16 protein-coding genes are annotated in these 17,264 nt (G+C 72.5%); 7 read left to right on the top strand and 9 right to left on the bottom strand.

Going from position 1 to position 17,264, the window contains the following annotated elements; genetic code table 11:
- Positions 1 to 127 precede the first annotated feature (127 nt).
- Positions 128 to 1,093 carry a nitroreductase family protein gene (locus AB0G10_RS08950; RefSeq protein WP_360918213.1) on the bottom strand — a complete coding sequence of 322 codons (966 nt, stop codon included), beginning with the start codon at positions 1,091 to 1,093 and terminating at the stop codon, positions 128 to 130.
- 115 nt (positions 1,094 to 1,208) lie between these two features.
- On the opposite strand from AB0G10_RS08950, the gene AB0G10_RS08945 reads away from it, so the two are divergent.
- Together AB0G10_RS08945 and AB0G10_RS08940 are read left to right on the top strand one after the other, a co-directional pair.
- On the top strand, positions 1,209 to 1,706 hold the full coding sequence (locus tag AB0G10_RS08945) for a SigE family RNA polymerase sigma factor (RefSeq protein ID WP_360918212.1): 498 nt from the start codon (positions 1,209 to 1,211) through the stop codon (positions 1,704 to 1,706).
- Positions 1,707 to 1,984: 278 nt separating this feature from the next.
- The gene (locus AB0G10_RS08940) at positions 1,985 to 2,482 is read left to right on the top strand and encodes a hypothetical protein (RefSeq protein WP_360918211.1); all 498 of its coding nucleotides are present in this window, start codon (positions 1,985 to 1,987) and stop codon (positions 2,480 to 2,482) included.
- Between the two features lie 258 nt (positions 2,483 to 2,740).
- Here AB0G10_RS08940 and AB0G10_RS08935 read toward each other — a convergent pair whose 3' ends face one another.
- Positions 2,741 to 3,409: an HAD-IA family hydrolase gene (locus AB0G10_RS08935; RefSeq protein ID WP_360918210.1), complete on the bottom strand. Its 669-nt coding sequence runs from the start codon at positions 3,407 to 3,409 to the stop codon at positions 2,741 to 2,743.
- An 85-nt stretch (positions 3,410 to 3,494) separates the two neighbouring features.
- On the opposite strand from AB0G10_RS08935, the gene AB0G10_RS08930 reads away from it, so the two are divergent.
- Positions 3,495 to 5,693, top strand: coding sequence for a bifunctional diguanylate cyclase/phosphodiesterase (locus tag AB0G10_RS08930; RefSeq protein WP_360918209.1), 2,199 nt, complete (start codon positions 3,495 to 3,497; stop codon positions 5,691 to 5,693).
- 274 nt (positions 5,694 to 5,967) lie between these two features.
- Here AB0G10_RS08930 and AB0G10_RS08925 read toward each other — a convergent pair whose 3' ends face one another.
- From AB0G10_RS08925 to AB0G10_RS08910, 4 genes are all read right to left on the bottom strand, one after another.
- A complete protein-coding gene (locus AB0G10_RS08925) occupies positions 5,968 to 7,716 on the bottom strand; it encodes a SpoIIE family protein phosphatase (protein WP_360918208.1) in 1,749 nt (582 codons plus the stop codon).
- 65 nt (positions 7,717 to 7,781) lie between these two features.
- On the bottom strand, positions 7,782 to 8,180 hold the full coding sequence (locus tag AB0G10_RS08920) for a ChaB family protein (RefSeq protein ID WP_360918207.1): 399 nt from the start codon (positions 8,178 to 8,180) through the stop codon (positions 7,782 to 7,784).
- Positions 8,167 to 9,378 carry a DUF6596 domain-containing protein gene (locus tag AB0G10_RS08915; RefSeq protein WP_360918206.1) on the bottom strand — a complete coding sequence of 404 codons (1,212 nt, stop codon included), beginning with the start codon at positions 9,376 to 9,378 and terminating at the stop codon, positions 8,167 to 8,169. Before AB0G10_RS08915 ends, AB0G10_RS08920 begins: the two co-directional genes overlap by 14 nt.
- Positions 9,375 to 9,758, bottom strand: a complete 384-nt coding sequence (locus AB0G10_RS08910; RefSeq protein ID WP_360918205.1) for a YciI family protein — start codon at positions 9,756 to 9,758, stop codon at positions 9,375 to 9,377. The genes AB0G10_RS08915 and AB0G10_RS08910 overlap by 4 nt, the downstream gene beginning before the upstream one ends.
- Before the next feature lie 125 nt (positions 9,759 to 9,883).
- Between AB0G10_RS08910 and AB0G10_RS08905 the strand changes: the two genes are divergently transcribed.
- Positions 9,884 to 11,449: an MFS transporter gene (locus tag AB0G10_RS08905; protein ID WP_360918204.1), complete on the top strand. Its 1,566-nt coding sequence runs from the start codon at positions 9,884 to 9,886 to the stop codon at positions 11,447 to 11,449.
- 107 nt (positions 11,450 to 11,556) lie between these two features.
- On the opposite strand, the gene AB0G10_RS08900 is transcribed toward AB0G10_RS08905, so the two are convergent.
- Positions 11,557 to 12,498 (bottom strand): LysR family transcriptional regulator, encoded by a 942-nt coding sequence (locus AB0G10_RS08900; RefSeq protein WP_360918203.1) that lies wholly within the window; start codon positions 12,496 to 12,498, stop codon positions 11,557 to 11,559.
- An 83-nt stretch (positions 12,499 to 12,581) separates the two neighbouring features.
- Here AB0G10_RS08900 and AB0G10_RS08895 point away from each other — a divergent pair, with 83 nt between their 5' ends.
- Positions 12,582 to 13,898, top strand: coding sequence for an aspartate aminotransferase family protein (locus AB0G10_RS08895; RefSeq protein WP_360918202.1), 1,317 nt, complete (start codon positions 12,582 to 12,584; stop codon positions 13,896 to 13,898).
- Here AB0G10_RS08895 and AB0G10_RS08890 read toward each other — a convergent pair.
- Positions 13,856 to 14,194, bottom strand: a complete 339-nt coding sequence (locus tag AB0G10_RS08890) for a hypothetical protein (protein WP_360918201.1) — start codon at positions 14,192 to 14,194, stop codon at positions 13,856 to 13,858. The two genes, AB0G10_RS08895 and AB0G10_RS08890, sit on opposite strands and share 43 nt — an antisense overlap.
- 206 nt (positions 14,195 to 14,400) lie before the next feature.
- On the opposite strand from AB0G10_RS08890, the gene AB0G10_RS08885 reads away from it, so the two are divergent.
- Positions 14,401 to 14,637: a hypothetical protein gene (locus AB0G10_RS08885; RefSeq protein WP_360918200.1), complete on the top strand. Its 237-nt coding sequence runs from the start codon at positions 14,401 to 14,403 to the stop codon at positions 14,635 to 14,637.
- Here AB0G10_RS08885 and AB0G10_RS08880 read toward each other — a convergent pair.
- Positions 14,605 to 15,873, bottom strand: a complete 1,269-nt coding sequence (locus tag AB0G10_RS08880; protein ID WP_360918199.1) for an MFS transporter — start codon at positions 15,871 to 15,873, stop codon at positions 14,605 to 14,607. The two genes, AB0G10_RS08885 and AB0G10_RS08880, sit on opposite strands and share 33 nt — an antisense overlap.
- Positions 15,874 to 16,112: 239 nt before the next feature.
- Here AB0G10_RS08880 and AB0G10_RS08875 point away from each other — a divergent pair, with 239 nt between their 5' ends.
- Positions 16,113 to 17,189, top strand: a complete 1,077-nt coding sequence (locus AB0G10_RS08875) for a serine hydrolase domain-containing protein (protein ID WP_360920655.1) — start codon at positions 16,113 to 16,115, stop codon at positions 17,187 to 17,189.
- Positions 17,190 to 17,264: the final 75 nt, after the last annotated feature.

Here is a 17,264-nt window from a genome sequence, read left to right as displayed (position 1 = left end):
CCGTTGACCGGGGTGGTGGCCGTTGACCGGGGTGGTGGCCGTTGACCGGGGTGGTGGCCGTTGACCGGGGTGGTGGCCGTTGACCGGGGTGGTGGCCGTTGACCGGGGTGGTGGCGTGCCGGTGGGGTCAGGTCTCTGCTGGGATCAGGAGTTCGTTGAGGGATCGGCGCGGGGTGCCGGCCGCCACCCGGCCGTAGCCGACCCGGAGGACCATCTGGGCTGGTCGACGGGTCAGTTCGGCTCGGATGAAGGGGACCTCCACGGGCTGGCTGATCGGTGTGGTGGCCAGGCCCAGCCAGGTGGCGGTGAGCAGGACCCGCTGCAGCGCCTGGCCCGCTCGGAGCCAGTCCTGGGGACCGTCGTCGTCGGTGGAGAGGACCAGGACGGTCGGGTAGGGCTCGAACGGGACGCGTTCGCGGGGCAGGCCCGCGAAGTCGCGGACCGGCATGACCTCGAGGGCGTCCCAGGGGCCGGCGGCCCACTCCGGGACGCCGTCGTGACGTACGTCGCGGCCGGTCCAGCGGGCGATCTCCTCGGCGTGGTGGGGGCGGGTGCTGAGCCAGCGGTCGGCGGCGCGGGCCAGGCCCAGGATCGCGTCGCGGGCGGCCGGTGGGGCCAGGGTCAGGGTGGCGCCCTCCTCGCGGGCCGCGGCGCGCAGCCGTTCGATCGCGTCGGCGGGGACGGCCACCTGGGCGAACGGCCAGCGGTTCGTGTGCCGGTGCGGGATCGCGGCGGCCAGGGCCTCGGTGACCCGGTCCGGGCGGCGGGGGCGGCCGGCGATCACCGTCGCCGCCAGGGAAGGGGCGTCGCCGGAGGTGAGGTCGCCCGCACGGAGCTCCGTACGTACGGAATAGCCGGCGTGACGCACCGCCAAGCGCAACGTGAGGACGGCCGCGCCCACGCTGATCAGATGTTCGCGCCCTTCCGGATCGACCACCGGGAGGCGCCTCGCCGGATCGGCGAACACGTCGATCGCGGGCGGCGCCACCCGGAACAGCCACGGCTGGCTGTTGTGCAGCGACGGCGCCGTGCCCGCCGAGCGCACGCAGTCCGTCAGGATCGCCCGCGATGGAGGGACGAAGGTGGTGTCCATACCCCCTACGGAACGCCTGCCGAAGCACTGATCGGCAGGGCCGGAAGTCCCGTGCAACCTCGACGATGGTGGATTCCGTCGATCCGGTCAGTAGACGAACGGGGAAGGACGAAAGTTGGATCGCTCCGAGGAGGACGAGTTCCGCGCCTTCGTCAGCGTCCGGATGGAGCGCTGGCGGCGGGCGGCCTACCTGCTCTGCCACGACTGGCACCTCGCCGATGATCTCGTGGGGACCGTCGTGGGCAAGCTCTTCGAGCGTTGGCGCCGGGTCGCTGCGACAGACAACCCCGATGCGTACGTGCAGAGAGTGCTCACGAACGCCTGGATCGACGAACGACGCCGGCCCTGGCAGCGGGAGAGTCCCGCCGACGTCGTGCCGGACGTGGTCGCGACGCCGGCGGACGCCACCGGCGATCGTGATCAGCTGCTGCGCCTGCTCGGGAGGCTCGGCCGGCGGCAGCGGGCCGTCGTCGTCCTGCGCTTCTATTTCGACCACTCGATCGAGGAGACCGCCGAGATCCTCGGCATCTCCGCGGGAACGGTGAAGAGCCAGTCGGCGCGGGCGCTCGACCTGCTGCGCACGCTGACCCAAGCCTCCGGGAGGAAGCCGTGAACCAGGAGACGCTCGACCAGCTCATCGGCGCCGCGCCGCCCTCGACCGTGGATGTCGGCGCGGTCATCGCGCGCAGCCGGAGGCGTCGCCGGCTGCGGCGACTCGCGGCATCCGGTGGGACAGCCGTGGCGGTGGTCGTCGCCGTCGTCGCGGGGGTGAGCCTGACCGGTGCTCCCGAGCCCGCGCCCGTGCCTCCGCCCCCACCTGCTGCTGCCCCTTCCCCTTCCCCTTCCCCTTCCCCTTCCCCTGCTCCTTCGCCCATCCGGACCTTGGGGGGTGTGCGGGACCTTCTCGAGGAGAGCGTCGCCGCGGAGGCGCCCGGCATCGCGTGGATCTACATGCCGGACGAGCCCGGGGAGAAGCGGACGCCGGACGGGCACGTGACGATGTGGCAGGAGGATCCGGGCTCGATCGCCGGGCGGTCCGGGATCACCCGCGGCGGCGGCAAGGGCGGCTTCTACCTGTGGCTGCGGCCGGTCGGGTGCGGCCCGGACGGGTCGTGCTCGGAGTTCACCGAGTGCGAGGGCAGCGGGCTCCGGTCGTGCTCGGCCACCCGGACGGCCTCCGGGCTGGACCTGGTCCGCTACGTCGACAAGCCCGGCCGGAAGTGGGTCTTCCACGGGGTGGACGTGAAACTGCCCGGCGGGAATCGGCACCTGAAGCTGCTGGCCGTGAACTACTTCGGCGGGGACGGCAGCAAGCCGGTCACCGACGCGCCGCTGATCGGGCAGGACGAGCTCGTGGCGATCGCCACCCGGATGGCCGACCGGCTCTGAACTCTCAACCCCCGGGGCCGGCCGCCAAGCCGTTCCCGGGGAGGGGAAGGCGACCTGTCGGTCCACGTCGTAGAGCGCCTCGCCGTCTCACGCTTTCAAGAAACCGCCCGCTCCAGCCAGGCGGCGTTGACGGGTCATGGCTGAACGTCATGTCTGGGCGGTCTACGGCCGGGTGCGGTGGCCGGGCCGGCCGGCGGGGAACGGGCCGTCAGGTCTTCGGGAGGACGCGGGACTCGCTGGTGCTTTTGTGGGGTGCCGTCAATCTTCGTACGGAAAAAGGGTCTTCATCGTCTCGACCACCTCGGGGAAAGCGGCGATCGCGGCCGTCGTGTAGCGGGGGTTGAAATCGGACAAGGCGCGGACGCCGCTCTGGAGGCAGGCGATGAAGGGGATGCCGGCGCCGCCCGCGGATTCGGCATCGCCGGGAGAGTCGCCCACGTAGACGCATTCGGCGGGAGTCAGGCCTGCCTCGGCCAGGAGTTCGTCGAATGCTCGGGGATCGGGCTTGCCGAAACGGGTGTTGTCGCGGTGATATATCCGGCTTATTCGGGTGGAGAGGACGTGGTCCGGCTCCAGCATGTGCCTGATCTCGGCGCCGGTACGGGACGTCAGCAGCATCAACGAATAGCCCGCGAGCAGCAGGGCGTCGAGGGCCTCGAGGTTGTCGGGCGGGATGACGTCGAGCAGGCCGTCGGCTATGTGGCGGGTCATCGCCTCGTGGAAGAGTGGGCCGAATCGGTCCAGGTCGAGGCCCGGGGAGCGCTTCGGCATGGCCTCGAGGAGGGGCTCGCCCCAGGTCGCGAGGTGCAGGGAGCGCGGCATCGGCGGGCGGCCCATCCGCGCCAGGACCTCGTTCTCCAGCGCGAACGACGCCGCCTCGGTCATGCACAGCGTGTCGTCGACGTCGATGACAACCGCACGGATCATGATCCGAACCATAGAGCCTCACATCCGGGCGCACCGCGCCGATGTCCACGGCGACGGGTCCGGACCGATGCGGGTAGGAGGAGCGGTGATCACGCGCTGGCGCGCCTGGTACCTCCCGGTCGCGATCGCGGCGGCCGTCGCCGAGGTGCTGCTCGTGGTGTGCGGCCTGCGGTTCCGCTTCTCGAATCTGCTGGTGTGGGCGCCCGCCGTGATCGGGCCGGCCATGGCGGTCGCCGGATTCATGACAGCGGCAGGGAGCGCCGGAGGGCAGCGAGTCTTCTGGCGGCGGGTCGCGGTGGCGATGGCGTTCGTGCTCGCCGCGGCGATCAGTCAGACCATCGACGTGATCACGATGCCGTTCGACGGGATGCCGCCGCTCGGATCGCGCACGCTCCTGCTCTACGTCACCGGCACCATTCTGGCGATCGCGGCGCTGCTGCGGCTGCCCGGCGGCGGGCGCAGCTGGCGCCGGCTCACCACGGCCGTGCTCGACGTGGCGGTCGTGGCGGTGACGGCCGGGATCGCGGCCTCGCAGTACGTCGGCTGGTTCGAGGACCGGTTCGGCGTGAGCACGTCGGCGTGGTGGCTGAACATCGCGATGATGGCGATCGCGGTGGCCGGCGTCGTGGTGGTCGTGAAGATCATGGCGGCCCGGCAGAGCCCGGTGCCGCGCGCGTCGCTGTGGTGGCTCGCCCCGATCGGCGCGTGCGGCCCGCTCTCCACCGTGCTGATGACCCTGCTCACGCCGTGGCCGCACCTCAACGGCAGTGCCGCGGTGCTGCCGTTCGTGGGCCTGTTCGGCGCGCTGGCCGCGCACGCGAGCCTGACCCGCGGCGCCGCCCCGGCGCCCCTCCACCCGGCCCTGCACCGGCGCGGCACCGCCGTCCCGCTCGTCGCCACCGGCCTGACCAGCGTGCTGGTCGCTGCGGTCTACCTGCGTACCGGCCACCTCAGCACCGTCCAGGTGGCCGGAACCGCCCTGCTCCTGCTGCTCGTCGTGGCCCGGCAGGCGATGGCGCTGTCCGAGAACGCGTCGCTGCTGGACACCGTCGCCCACCACGCCATGCACGACGAGCTGACCGGGCTGTGGAGCCGCCGGTACTTCACCGCGTCGGTGGCCCGGGCGTCCGGCCCGCACACGGTCGTGCTCGTCGACCTCAAGGACTTCCGGTCGATCAACGACGCGCTGGGGCCGGAGGTCGGGGACGAGTTGTTGAAGACGTTCGGTATTCAGATGAAATATGCCGTTGAGTCGGGCATTGTCGCTCGGATCGGCGGGGACGAGTTCGGCCTGCTGATACCGGGCACCGGCCATTCCCTCGACCTCGACACCACGATCACCGCCGCCGGCCACGAAGTCGTCCTCGACCTGTCCATCGGCGTGGCCGAAGGGGACGACGACCTCTTCCGGCACGCCGAGATCGCGCTGCGCGAGGCGACCACCGGCCCCGGCCCGCGCCTGGTCCGCTACGACGCGTCGCTGGAGTCCGCGCTCACGCGGCGCGCCACCGTCGCGGCCGACCTGCGCCGGGCGCTCACGGCCGGCGAGTTCCACCTGCTCTACCAGCCGATCGTCGACCTGCCGGACGGCCGGATCACCGGCGTCGAGTCGCTGATCCGCTGGTCGCGCGCCGACGGCACGCTGGTCTCCCCGGCCGCGTTCATCCCGGTCGCCGAGGACACCGGCCTCATCGTCGAGCTCGGCGCCTGGATCATCGACCGGGTCTGCGCGCAGGCGGCGGAGTGGCGGCGCGCGCACGGGCCGCACGCCCTGCGGTCGGTGGCCGTCAACGTCTCGGCTCGTCAGCTGCTCGACCCCGGCCTCGTCGACGTCCTCCGCGGCGCACTGGACCGCCACGGCGTGCCCGCGTCGCAGCTCACCGTCGAGATCACCGAGACGGCGGTCTTCGGCGGCGGCCGGGCGCTCGCCACCGTGACGGCGCTGTCCGAGCTGGGCGTCGGCATCGCGCTCGACGACTTCGGCACCGGCCACTCGTCGCTGGGCCTGCTGCGCACCTGCCCGGTCGACGCCATCAAGGTCGACAAGTCGTTCGTCGACGGTCTCGGCGGCACACCGCAGCAGGAGGCGATCGCGATCGCGCTGACCGGCATCGCCGAGACCATGGGCCTGCGCACGGTGGCCGAGGGCGTCGAGACGGCCGAGCAGGCGCGGCGGCTGTTCGAGCTCGGGTACCGCCAGGCGCAGGGATTCCACTTCGCGCGCCCGCTGCCCCCGGCGGAGATCGACGCGCTGTTGGAGAAGAGACATTTCGTGTACGTGTAAACGACCGTGCACACGGGAATGCGGCCGTCACGGCAGGCGGCATCATCTCTCGTGCCGAGGAGGAACCGACCGACCGGGCCTCGCCGTCGTGGGGACGCCCGGGTCGCGAGATGGACTGGCGACCGAACGCGATCCGGGCTCCGTCACCTCAGCCAAGCATCGCGGCCGTGTCACCGGCATCGTCCGTGAGGCCGATGTCCCCCAACCACCGGCTGTACCGCAGGGCGGGATGGGAGCGCTCCTCAGAGCCGTGCCGTACAGCCGGTGACGGCCGTCAGCGGGTCTCGATCAGCAGGAGGGACGCGTCGTCCTCCCGCTCCCCCGCCGGAATGATCTCCATGGCGGCGTCGGCCAGCGCGTCCAGACCGGCGCCGGGGTGGGCGGTCAGCACCGAGTGCAGGCGGGCGACGCCGTCGTCGATCGGGCGGGTCCGCGTCTCCAGCAGCCCGTCGGTGTAGAGCACGAGCCGGCTCCCGGCCGGCAGCACCCGGGTGTGGGTTCGCCGGGTGATGCCGCGCAGCCCGCCGAGCAGTGGGCCGCCGAGCGGGAGCTGACTGATCGTGCCGTCCGGGAGCACCAGCGTGGGCGGCAGGTGGCCGGCGCTCGCCCAGGTCATCGTGTGCCCGCCGTCCGGCTCCGCCGTCAGATAGGCGACCAGCGCCGTGGCCACCCCGCCCACCCCGAGCATCTGCACCGCCCGTTCGAAGCGGGTCAGCAGCACCGACGGGTATTCGTACCGGTCCACGAGGAGGGCCCGCAGCATGCTCCGGTAGTGACCCATCCGCGCGGCGGCCTTCACCCCGTGCCCGGCCACGTCGCCGATCATGACGGCCATCCGGGACTCGTCGATCCGGACCGCGTCGTACCAGTCGCCGCCCACCAGGTCGCTGCGGTTCGCCGGGGCGTAGCGGGCGGCCATCCGCACGTGGTCGAGGTCCGGCAGCGGGCTGAGCAGCGCCTTCTGCATCGTCTCGGCGGCGGTGCGGCGCTCGTCGTACTCGGCGGCCCGGAGCAGGGCCTGCGCGACGTACCCGGCCAGCGCGGTGAGGACGGCGTGCTCGCCCTCGCCGGGCCGGTACGGCTGCTTCCAGCAGAACGTGAGCGCGCCGATCGGGCCGTGCACGCCGGGCAGCGGCACGCTCACGGCGGCCTGCCAGTTCATCTGCTCGAACGTGGACAGCGCGTCGGGCGTCGCGGCGGCGACCGCGGCCAGGTCGGGCAGGATCACCGGCCGGCCGGTGCGGGCGGCCAGGCCGGACGGGGTGTGGACCTCCACGCCGTAGGACTGCCAGCGCTCGGCGAGGGCCGGGGGCAGCAGCCGGCCGGAGACGAGCTGGATCAGGCCGCCGGCGGCCAGCCAGGAGACGCCGACGTACGCCGGGTCGAGGTTGCCGATGACCAGGTCGCGGACCGTGTCGATGACGTCGTCGGAGGTGGCCGCGGCGCCGAGCGCGGCGCTCGCCCGCAGCAGCAGCCGGCTGCGCTCGGCGACCGACTCGGCCCGGTACGCCGCGTGGTACGAGGCGATCCGCAGCTGCAGGCTGTCCGAGCAGGCGGCGGCCAGGTCGGCCAGGATGGACAGCTCCTGGCCGGTCCAGACCCGCGGCTCGTGGTCGATCGCGCAGAGCGAGCCGAGCACCCGGCCGTCCGCGTCGTGCACCGGCATCCCGGCGTAACCGACGACGCCGAGGTCCTCGATCGCGAGGTTGCCCCGGACCCGCGGGTCGGTCCGGGCGTCGGTGACGATCAGCGGCTCGCCGGCGGCGACCACGTGCTTGCAGAACGAGTGGCTGAGCGGCGTCTGCCGGGCCTGCGCCCACGGGTCGCCGAGCCCGTACGCGCCCGGGAAGAACTGCCGTTCCGCGTCCACGAGCGAGACCAGCGCCACCGGGACGTCCAGGACGGTGCGGACCATCGCGGCGAACCTGTCGAACATCGGGTCGGGCGTGGCGCCGAGCCCGGTGTACGACAGAGCGGCGAGACGCTGCCCGTCCTCGCCGCCCGCCGTGCCGTGGTCCGTCATGCGCGCCTTCCATGAGATGCCCGGGGAAACATACCCGGGCCGGCGGCGGCGCGCTCGCATCCCCGCTACTTCTCGCGGGCTTTCCGTGTGCTGCGGTCGTTCGCCTTCTGGATCGCGTCGACGAGCTCCGGCTTCGTCATCCGGGAGCGGCCGGTGATGTCGAGCCGCTTCGCGACGTCCATGAGGTGGGCCTTGCTGGCGTTGGCGTCGACGCCGCCCGCGGTCTCCGCCTTCGTGCCGCGGCCGCCGGCGGCCTTCGCGTCGCTCGGGCCCTTCTCCGCCTTCGGCTCCCAGTGGTCGCCGACCTTCTCGAACGAGTGCTTGACCGCGGAGAACGCGGTGCGGTGGGCGCGCTCGCCCTCGCCGTACTGCTCGACCGCCGAGTCGTGCGTCTTCACGTACGTGTCCTGGGCCTTCTTCGGCGACCGCGCGATCGTGCTGGGCATGTCCTCACGTGCCGGCATGGCTACCTCCTCCGTCTCCCTCCCGGTTGGTTCCCGGGACGAGGCGCCTGAAACGGGACTCCAGGTAGCGCCGCTCGGCCGCGTTCGCGGTCCCCTTCGCCGCCTGCCGGTACAGCGCCGCGGCCTCCGCCGTCTCCCCCGCCCTCTCCAGCAGGTGCGCCCGCACCGAGAGCAGCCGGTGATGCCCGGCCATCCGCGGGTCGTCGTCGAGGGTGGCGAGCAGGCCGAGTCCGGCGGCCGGTCCGTCGAGCTCGGCGAGCGCCACGGCGCGGTTGAGCCGGACCATCGGGTTCGGCGCCACCCGTTCCAGGATCAGGTAGAGCCCGTGGATCTGCCGCCAGTCGGTGGCGCCGTCGCTCGCGTGGGTGGCCGCTATCGCGGCCTGCAGCTGATAGGGGCCGAGTGCGGCGGCGCCGGCCGAGAGCTTGGCGAGCTCCATGCCTTCGGCGATCATCGTACGATCCCAGCGTGCCCGGTCCTGCTCGTCCAGCGGGACCAGGTCGCCCCCGGCCGTGACCCGGGCCGGCCGCCGGGCGTGGGTGAGCAGCATGAGCGCCAGCAGGCCGGTGACCTCACCGTCCTCCGGCAGCTGTGCGTGCACGAGCCGGGTCAGCCGGATCGCCTCGCGCGCCAGGTCGACCCGGTCCACGGCGGTGTAGCCCTCGTTGAAGATCAGGTAGAGGACGTGCAGCACCACCGGCAGCCGGGTGACGTCGACGAGGAACGTACCCGGCCTGATCTTCTGCTTGGCCCGGCTGATCCGGGCCGCCATGGTCGCCTCGGGCACCAGGAACGCCCGGGCGATCTCGGCGGTGGTCAGGCCGCCGGCCGCGCGCAGGGTGAGGGCCATCTGCGAGGGCGGGGTCAGCGCCGGGTGGCAGCAGAGGAAGAGCAGCTCCAGGGTGTCGTCGGTGTCCGGAACGTCCGGCGCCGCGACCCGGGACGCCGCCTCCTCGCGTTCCCGGCGGGCGTGGTCGCTGCGCATCTGGTCGATGAGCCGGCGGGAGGCGACCGTCATGAGCCAGGCCCGCGGGTTGGCCGGCACGCCCTCGGACGGCCACTGCGCGGTCGCCGCGAGCACGGCCTCCTGCACCGCGTCCTCGGCGCCGTCGAACTGCCCGTACCGGCGCACCAGCGCGCCGAGGACCTGCGGCGCGACCTCCCGCCACAGGTCCTCGATCGGAGGCACCGCCGTCACGCCTCGAGCGGCCCGGTCAGCGGGCCGTCGGCGAACATCACCTGGCGCACCTCGACGCCGAGCCCGTCGATCGCGGCGTCCGGGATCCGCGCGGCCAGCTCGATCGCCCGTTCCCGGCTCTCCACGTCGAACAGGTAGAACCCGCCGAGGAACTCCTTCGCCTCGGCGAACGGGCCGTCGGTCGCCACCGTCCGGCCGTCGCTGACCGAGACGACCGCGGCCTGCGACGGGTCGGTCAGGGCCATCGTCGAGAGCAGCTCGCCGGACTCCTTCGTCTCGGCGAGCAGGGCCTGGTGGCCCGCGCCGATGGCGGCCTGCTCCTCCTCGGTGAGGGACTCCAGCACGGCCGGGTTGATGTGCAACGAGATCAGGAACTTCATGACCACTCCTCTGTCTCCGTCGTTTCTCGCCGTTGGTCTTTCTCCGTCGTTTCTCGCCCGTTGGTCGGAGCCGTCGCCCGCGTCTTGACATCTTTAGCGTGGCCCATCGCGGGTAGGCATGTCGCGTGACCGATTCCGCGTGGGCCCCGCTCCGTGTCGCGGCGTTCCGGAGCCTGTGGCTCGCGCTGCTGGCCAGCAACATCGGTACCTGGATGCAGACGGTCGGCGCGCAGTGGCTGCTCGTCGAGGAGTCCGGGACCGACACCCTGGTCGCCGTGGTGCAGACCGCCAGCACGCTGCCGATCGTGCTGCTGGCGCTGCCGGCCGGGGCGCTCGCCGACACGTTCGACCGGCGCCGGCTGCTGCTGGCCGTGCAGGTCTTCCTCACCGGTGTGGGCGTGCTGCTCACCGCCCTGACCGTGACCGGCCACATGCCGCCGGCCCTGCTGCTGACCCTGACGTTCGTGCTCGGCGCCGGTCAGGCGGTCACCGGGCCGGCCTGGCAGTCGGTCATCCCCGAACTGGTACCCCGCCCGCAGCTGGCGTCCGCGTCGGCGCTCGGCGCGATCAGCATGAACCTGGCCCGCGCGGTCGGCCCGGCCGTGGCCGGTCTGCTCATCGCGCAGGCCGGCACCGGCGTCGTGTTCGGGTTCAACACGCTGTCGTACGCCGTGTTCGCGCTGGTCCTGTGGCGCTGGCGGGCGAAGTCGTCGGCGTCGGCGAACCCGGAGCCGTTCGCCGACGCGGTCCGCTCCGGCAGCCGCTACGTGCGCCATTCGCCGGTGGTGCGCCGGATCCTGCTGCGGGCCGGGCTGTTCCTGGTGCCGGGCAGCGCCCTCTGGGCGCTGCTGCCGCTGGTGGCGTCCCGGCGGCTCGGTCTCGGCTCCGGAGGGTACGGCGTGCTGCTCGCTGCGGTCGGGATCGGCGCGGTCTGCGGTGCGCTGCTGCTCCCCCGGATGCGGTCCCGCTGGACGCTGAACCGCCTGCTCCTGATCGCGAGCGTGCTGTTCGCGCTGATCCTGGCCCTGCTGGTCACCGTGCCGTCGGAGTACGCCGTGGTGGTCGTGCTGCTGCCCGCCGGCATCGCCTGGGTGATGGTGCTGTCCAGCGTGAACGCGGCCATGCAGCTGTTCCTGCCGAACTGGGTGCGGGCCCGCGGCCTGGCCGTCTACCAGATCGTCTTCGCCGGCTCGCAGGCCGCCGGCGCGCTCGCCTGGGGTGTGCTCTCCGACCTGCTCGGCCTCGCCGTCACCCACCTGATCGCGGCGGCCCTCATGCTCGGCGGCGCGGTGACGCTGCGCTGGTGGCCGCTGCTGGACACCAGCGGCATGAACCGCGAGCCCGCCGTCTTCTGGCCCGAGCCGCACCTCACCGTCGACCCGTCGGACGCCTCCGGACCGGTTCTGATAATCGCCCGCTACCCGGTCGACGACTCCCGTGCCGCGGCCTTCGTCGCGGCCATGGAGAGGGTACGGCGGAGCCGCCTGCGCACCGGCGCCGTGCGGTGGGGCCTGTTCCGCGACGGCGCCGACCCGGCCTGTTTCGTGGAGGCCTACGTGGTGCCGAGCTGGGACGAGCACCTGCGGCAGCACGAGGGCCGCCTCACCGGTTCCGACCGGGAGGCCGAGGAGCGGGCGCAATCCCTGGCGTCGGCCCCGCCCACGGTGAGTCACCTGCTCTCGGCCCGCTGACCCGCCCCTGCTGCGTGTTGAGTTGCGGCGCAAACCGGACCCCAACTCAACACACAGCCACAGTCCCGTCGTCGCGTGTTGAGTTGCGGCACGCATCGGACCCCAACTCAACACGCAGCCGCGGCCCCGTCGTCGCGTGTTGAGTTGCGGTGCGCATCGGGCCTGAACTCAACACGCAGGGCGGAGAGCACCGCCGTCACCTCGGGGCGGGGCGCGGAGGGGCGGCGGACCGCGGCCGTGATGCGGCGGCTGAGCGGCGGGTCCAGCGGACGGGCGACCACCCGGTAGCGGGGATCGACGGCCAGCTTCGGGAGCATCGTCATCGAGCGGCCGTTCTCGGCGTGCTGGAGCGCCAGCATGTAGTTGTTGAAACGGCAGATCACGATCGGCTCGAAGCCCGCCTCCCGGCACAGGCGGGTGGCGAGTGTGGACATGTAGGAGCCGGCCACGTCGAACGTCCAGCGCTGGTCGGCGCAGGCCTCCAGGGCGATCGACTCGTGCGCCGTGAGCGGGTGGCCGGGCGGCAGGACCAGCACGATCGCGTCCGAGGTCAGCGGTACCAGGTCGATCGACGCGTCCAGCTCGGCGCCGGCGAAGTCGGCCGTCGTGATGATCAGGTCCACGTCGCCGCGGCGCAGGGCCGGCATGCTCTCGTGCGGCTCGAGCTCGAGCAGGACCACCGTGACGTCCGGGTGGCGGGCGGCCAGCCAGGCGACGGCCGGCTCGGCGAGGGCGTGGACGGCGCTCTGGAACGCCGCGACAGTGACCGTGCCGGCCGGCTCGTCGGCGAGCCCGCGGAGCTCCGCCTCGGCGGCGTCCATGGCCGCCAGGATCTCCCGGGCCCGGCCGGCCAGCAGCACGCCGGCGGCGGTGAGCCGGACCCGGCGGCCGGTGCGTTCCAGCAGGGCCGTACGGGTCTCCCGCTCCAGCGTCGCGAGCTGCTGGGAGACCGCGGACGGGCTCAGGTTGCCGCGCTGGGCCACGGCGCGGACCGTCCCGTACGTCGCCAGGTCCGCGAGCAGGCGCAGCCGCCACGGGTTCAGGGTCATGCCCGGACTGTACGGCTGTGCTTAACAGCAACGGCGGAAATGTGAGATGGACGTGCTCAGCGGCCGGATCCTAGCGTCGATCCATGACAGATGGCTTCTGGTCCGACGCCGAGCGTCACCTGGTCCGCTACATCGGGGCGGGACGGTTCGTCCCCGAGATCATCGAACGGGCGGAGGGCAGCTTCGTCTGGACCGCCGGGGGCAGGCGGCTGCTCGACTTCACGTCCGGGCAGATGAGCGCCATCCTCGGGCACTCGCACCCGGCCGTCGTCGCCACCGTCCAGCGGCAGGCGGCCACCCTCGACCACCTCTTCAGCGGCATGCTCAGCCGGCCGGTCGTCGACCTGGCCCGGCGCCTCGCCGCGTCGCTGCCCGAGCCCCTCGAGAAGGTGCTGCTGCTCACCACCGGCGCCGAGTCGAACGAGGCGGCCCTCCGGATGGCGAAGCTGGTCACCGGCAACCACGAGGTCATCGCGTTCGGGCGCTCCTGGCACGGGATGACCCAGGCGGCGGCGGGCGCCACCTACAGTTCCGGGCGCCAAGGGTACGGGCCTGCGGCGCCCGGCAACTTCGCCATCCCCACGCCGAACGCGTACCGGCCGGACTTCACCACCCCGGACGGCGAGCTCGACTGGCGCCGGCAGCTGGACTTCTCGTTCGAGCTGTTCGACGCGCAGTCGGTCGGCAGCCTCGCGGCCTGCATCGTCGAGCCGATCCTCAGCTCCGGCGGGGTGATCGACCTGCCGCCCGGCTATCTCGCCGCCCTGCGCGAGCGGGTGCACGCGCGCGGCGGGCTGCTCATCCTCGACGAGGCGCAGACCGGGCTGTGCCGGACCGGCGACTGGTACGCGTTCCAGCGCGACGGCGTGCTGCCGGACATCCTGACGCTCTCCAAGACCCTCGGGGCCGGCCTGCCGCTCGCCGCCGTGGTGACCAGCCCGGAGATCGAGCAGATCGCCCACGAGCGCGGCTTCCTGTTCTTCACGACGCACGTGTCCGACCCGCTCGTGGCCGCGGTCGGCAACACCGTCCTCGACGTGCTGGCCGCCGATCGCCTCGATGACCAGGCGACCGAGCTGGGGACGTACCTCCGCAAGGGCTTGATCGAAATCGCCGGCAGGCATCCGGTCGTCGGCGACGTGCGCGGCCGCGGCCTGCTGGTCGGCCTGGAGCTCGTGCTCGACCGCGAGACCAGACGGCCGGCCGACGAGCTCGGCGCCGCGGTGACCCGGCGCTGCCTCGAGCTGGGGTTGCACATGAACGTGGTGCAGCTGCCCGGGATGGGCGGCGTCTTCCGCATCGCGCCGGCCCTCACCTCCACCGTCGACGAGCTGAGCCTCGGCCTGGAGATCCTGGATCAGGCGATCGGGGAGGCCGGCCGGGCAGTCGCCAGTCGATGAAGAAGACGGCGATCATCAGGGCGCCGGCCCAACAGCGCGCCGGCGACGGCCCCGGCCACGCCGAGGAGCACGGCCAGCACGATCGAGATGGCCGGCGCGGCGCGTTCCACCCGGACGTGCGCGGCCTCCTCCCACTCCGGGTCGGCGCCGGTCGTGGCGGTCAGCCGCCAGCCGCCCTTCGCCGCGGTGTGGTCGCCGCCGACCCGCCAGCCCGTCGCCCGCAGGTGGGCGGTGAGCGGGCCCAGGTCGGCGACGGTGTCCGCCGAGCGGCGCCACGATCGCGCGCAGCTCCGCATCGGACGGCAGGCCGCCGTGGAAACGCCAGCCGATCCAGGAGCCGGCCGTCGCGGACAGGGCGGCCGCCGTCAGGCCGCAGATCAGGGAGAGGAGCAGGCGCACGGGGCGCATCGTATGTCCAGTAGGCGACAGTGCCCCTTATGGATCATTGACAGCCGTGGACCGCGGGCGCAACGCTGGTGCTCGCAGTCTGCGGGAGGCGTGAATGGGCGGATTCATCCTCGGCGCGGCCATCGCCCTCTTCATCGGGATGCGGCTGGCCCGCCTGATCGACGGCAGAAGAAGTGCCAAGGCCGGGTTCAAGAAGGCCAAGGACACCGACGTCTCCAGCGCGCGCAAGAAGTCGAGCGAGGCGTTCTGGGCGCTGTTCCGGTTCGGATTCCTGCTGCTGCTGATCGTCGGCGCGGTCCTATACGGATGGATGAGCGCCAACAGCGTCTGACCGGGCCGGGCGGCCGTCCTCGGCGGCGGTGAGCAGGCCCTTCAGGGACAGCGCCAGCGCCGACGCCACCAGGCAGCCGGCCACCATGGCGACCACCCAGACCGTGCCCTGCCCGGCACCGATCAGCGGGCCGGCCGTGACCGGGCCGATCACCGAGCTGATGCCCATCAGCATCGTGGTCGCCGCGTTGTAGCGGGCCCGCAGCTCGTCGGTGGCCAGCACGTTCGTGACGGCCGGCATGACCGGCTGCAGCAGCGTCTCCCCGCAGGCGAACACGCTCGCGCAGAGGATCACGCAGAGCGCCGCGACCAGCGAGCCGCCACCGGCCAGGCCGCCGGCGCCGAGGATCACCCAGGACGTCGCGAAGACCACGCCGACCAGCGCCAGCGCCGTGGTTCGGCTGCGTCCCTCGATGCGTCGCACCACGAAGAGCTGCGCCGCCACGATCGTCACCGTGTTCGCGGCGAGGGCCCACGCCACGACGCGCGGGGACACTTCGGCGACCCGTACCGAAAAGGCGGCGAAGCCGACCTCGATCTGGGCATAGCCGCACGTGCTCAGGAAGAGCGCGAAGAGCAGCAGGCGGCGGAACGGCCGGTTGCGGAGCACGGTCAGGTAGCCGCCGCGCGGCCCCTCGCCGGCGTGCGGCGGCGGCGCGTGCCCGACCCCGCGCAGGGACAGCAGGATCACGGCCGGCACCAGGAAGGTCACCGCGTCGATGAGGTAGACCGCCTGGAACGTGGCCGGGCGGGTGATGTCGACGACCGCGCCGGCGATCAGGCCGCCCACCCCGATCCCGAGGTTGAGCAGCGCGAACTGGAGGCCGAACGCGCGCTGCCGCTCGTGCTCACCGGTCAGCGAGGCGAGCAGGGTGGCGCCGCCGGGCCAGGTCGGCGCGCCGCCCGCGGCCATCACGGCGAGCGCCGCGACCACGGCGGCCGGGTGGTGGGCCAGGGCCAGGGTCACGCTGCCGAGGGTCTGCAGGAGGTAGCCCGGAAGCATGATCCGGCGGGTGCCGAACCGGTCCATCAGGGTGCCGCCGAGCGGTGAGCAGACCAGCAGGACCGCGCCGAACCAGCCGATCGCGAAGCCGGCCGCCGCGTCGCTGAAGCCGCGCACCTCGGTCAGGTAGATGAACAGGAACGGCAGCGTGAGGCCGCGCCCCACCGCGGAGACCAGGACGCCGAGCAGGAGCCAGCGTGCTTCGGGCCGGTCCGGGAGGGTCTCGCGCGCCATGCGGGGGATTCTGCATCCGGGGTACGACGTCGCGCCTCCCCATTTCCCGTCGCGGCATGGCACTATCGGTCACCGTGCCGATGACTCGCCGGAGTGTCCTGGGTGTGGCCGCCGTGTCCGCGCTGGCCGGTTGCGCCGAAGCGCAGTCGGCACGCTCACAGCCGCCACGCTCGCAGCCGACCAAGGACGTTTCGGACATTTCCGAAAAATCGTCTTTTGACCCTGCGCCATTGACAGCGGTGCTGACCAAGCACCTCACGCCGCGCCCGAAGCATCCCACCTATGCCGGCGCCGTGGCCGTGGTCCTGCGGGACGGCCGGGTCGCCGCCAAGGTCGCGGTCGGCCACGCCCTCCGCTACCGGTCCGGCCCGGTCGAGCTTCCGGCCGCCCGGCGCGTGGGCATGCGCACGGATTCGATCTTCGACCTCGCCTCGCTCACCAAGGTCTACACGGCGATCCTGCTGCTCCAGCAGGTGGAGAAGGGCACGATCGATCTGGACGCGCCGGTGACCCGCTACCTTCCCGCTTTCACCGGCAAGGGCAAGAGCCGGATCACCGTACGCATGCTGCTGACGCACACGAGTGGGCTGCCGGTCGGGGCGGACGTGAAGAACGTGCTCGGCACCCCGATGGTCGCGGGCGCCGTGCCGGGGAGCACGTTCCGCTACTCCAGCACCGGGCTCATGGTCGCCGCCGAACTGGTGAAGAAGGCGACCGGCACGAGGCTCGACGTCGCGCTGAGGAACGGCATCACCGGCCCGCTCGGCCTCGCCACCACCGGCTTCAACCCGCTGACCTGGCTTCCCAAGGCCGAGCAGGCGAAGCGTCTCGTCGCCACCGACGCCCGGACCTCCCGCGGCCTGCTGCGCGGAGTGGTGCACGACGACGTGGCCGCCAAGCTCGGCGGCGTCATCGGCAGCGCCGGGATCTTCGGCACCGCGCACGAGGTCGCCGTGATCGGCCAGCTGCTGCTGAACGGCGGGATCTACAACGGCAAGCGGGTGCTGGCCGCGTCCACGGTCGCCGAGATGCTCACCAACCAGAACGCGGGGCTGCCCGCGATCGACCCGGACCGCCCGAAGCGCCCCTCCGACCACGGGCTCGGCGTCACGCTGCGCCAGCCCTGGTTCATGGGCCGGCTGTCGTCGGCGTCGACGTTCGGGCACACCGGCTTCACCGGCACGTCCCTGCTGGTCCATCCCGGCCACCGGCTGGTGCTGGCCCTGCTGACGAACCGGGCGCACCCGAACTGGAGCTGGTCGAACCCCGATCCGATGCGTGCCGAGGTGGCAAACGTGCTCGCTGAGCAGGTTTAAACCGCGTTGGGCTGATCGGACCGGGTCACCGGTGCCACTGTGACATAGTGACCGGACGTTTTCGCTGGCTGACCG

Origin of the sequence: Actinoplanes sp. NPDC023714 (assembly GCF_040639855.1) — a bacterium.
In the GTDB taxonomy this organism is placed as follows: Bacteria; Actinomycetota; Actinomycetes; order Mycobacteriales; family Micromonosporaceae; genus Actinoplanes.
This window is presented reverse-complemented; position numbering and strand designations above follow the sequence as displayed.

Excerpts from the sequence above, each read along its gene's own strand:
- AB0G10_RS08950 (WP_360918213.1), bottom strand. The coding sequence starts at position 1,093 with ATGGACACCACCTTCGTCCCTCCATCGCGGGCGATCCTGACGGACTGC.
- AB0G10_RS08935 (WP_360918210.1), bottom strand. The coding sequence starts at position 3,409 with ATGATCCGTGCGGTTGTCATCGACGTCGACGACACGCTGTGCATGACC.
- AB0G10_RS08925 (WP_360918208.1), bottom strand. The coding sequence starts at position 7,716 with ATGACGGACCACGGCACGGCGGGCGGCGAGGACGGGCAGCGTCTCGCC.
- AB0G10_RS08920 (WP_360918207.1), bottom strand. The coding sequence starts at position 8,180 with ATGCCGGCACGTGAGGACATGCCCAGCACGATCGCGCGGTCGCCGAAG.
- AB0G10_RS08910 (WP_360918205.1), bottom strand. The coding sequence starts at position 9,758 with ATGAAGTTCCTGATCTCGTTGCACATCAACCCGGCCGTGCTGGAGTCC.
- AB0G10_RS08900 (WP_360918203.1), bottom strand. The coding sequence starts at position 12,498 with ATGACCCTGAACCCGTGGCGGCTGCGCCTGCTCGCGGACCTGGCGACG.
- AB0G10_RS08895 (WP_360918202.1), top strand. The coding sequence starts at position 12,582 with ATGACAGATGGCTTCTGGTCCGACGCCGAGCGTCACCTGGTCCGCTAC.
- AB0G10_RS08890 (WP_360918201.1), bottom strand. The coding sequence starts at position 14,194 with ATGCGGAGCTGCGCGCGATCGTGGCGCCGCTCGGCGGACACCGTCGCC.
- AB0G10_RS08885 (WP_360918200.1), top strand. The coding sequence starts at position 14,401 with ATGGGCGGATTCATCCTCGGCGCGGCCATCGCCCTCTTCATCGGGATG.
- AB0G10_RS08880 (WP_360918199.1), bottom strand. The coding sequence starts at position 15,873 with ATGGCGCGCGAGACCCTCCCGGACCGGCCCGAAGCACGCTGGCTCCTG.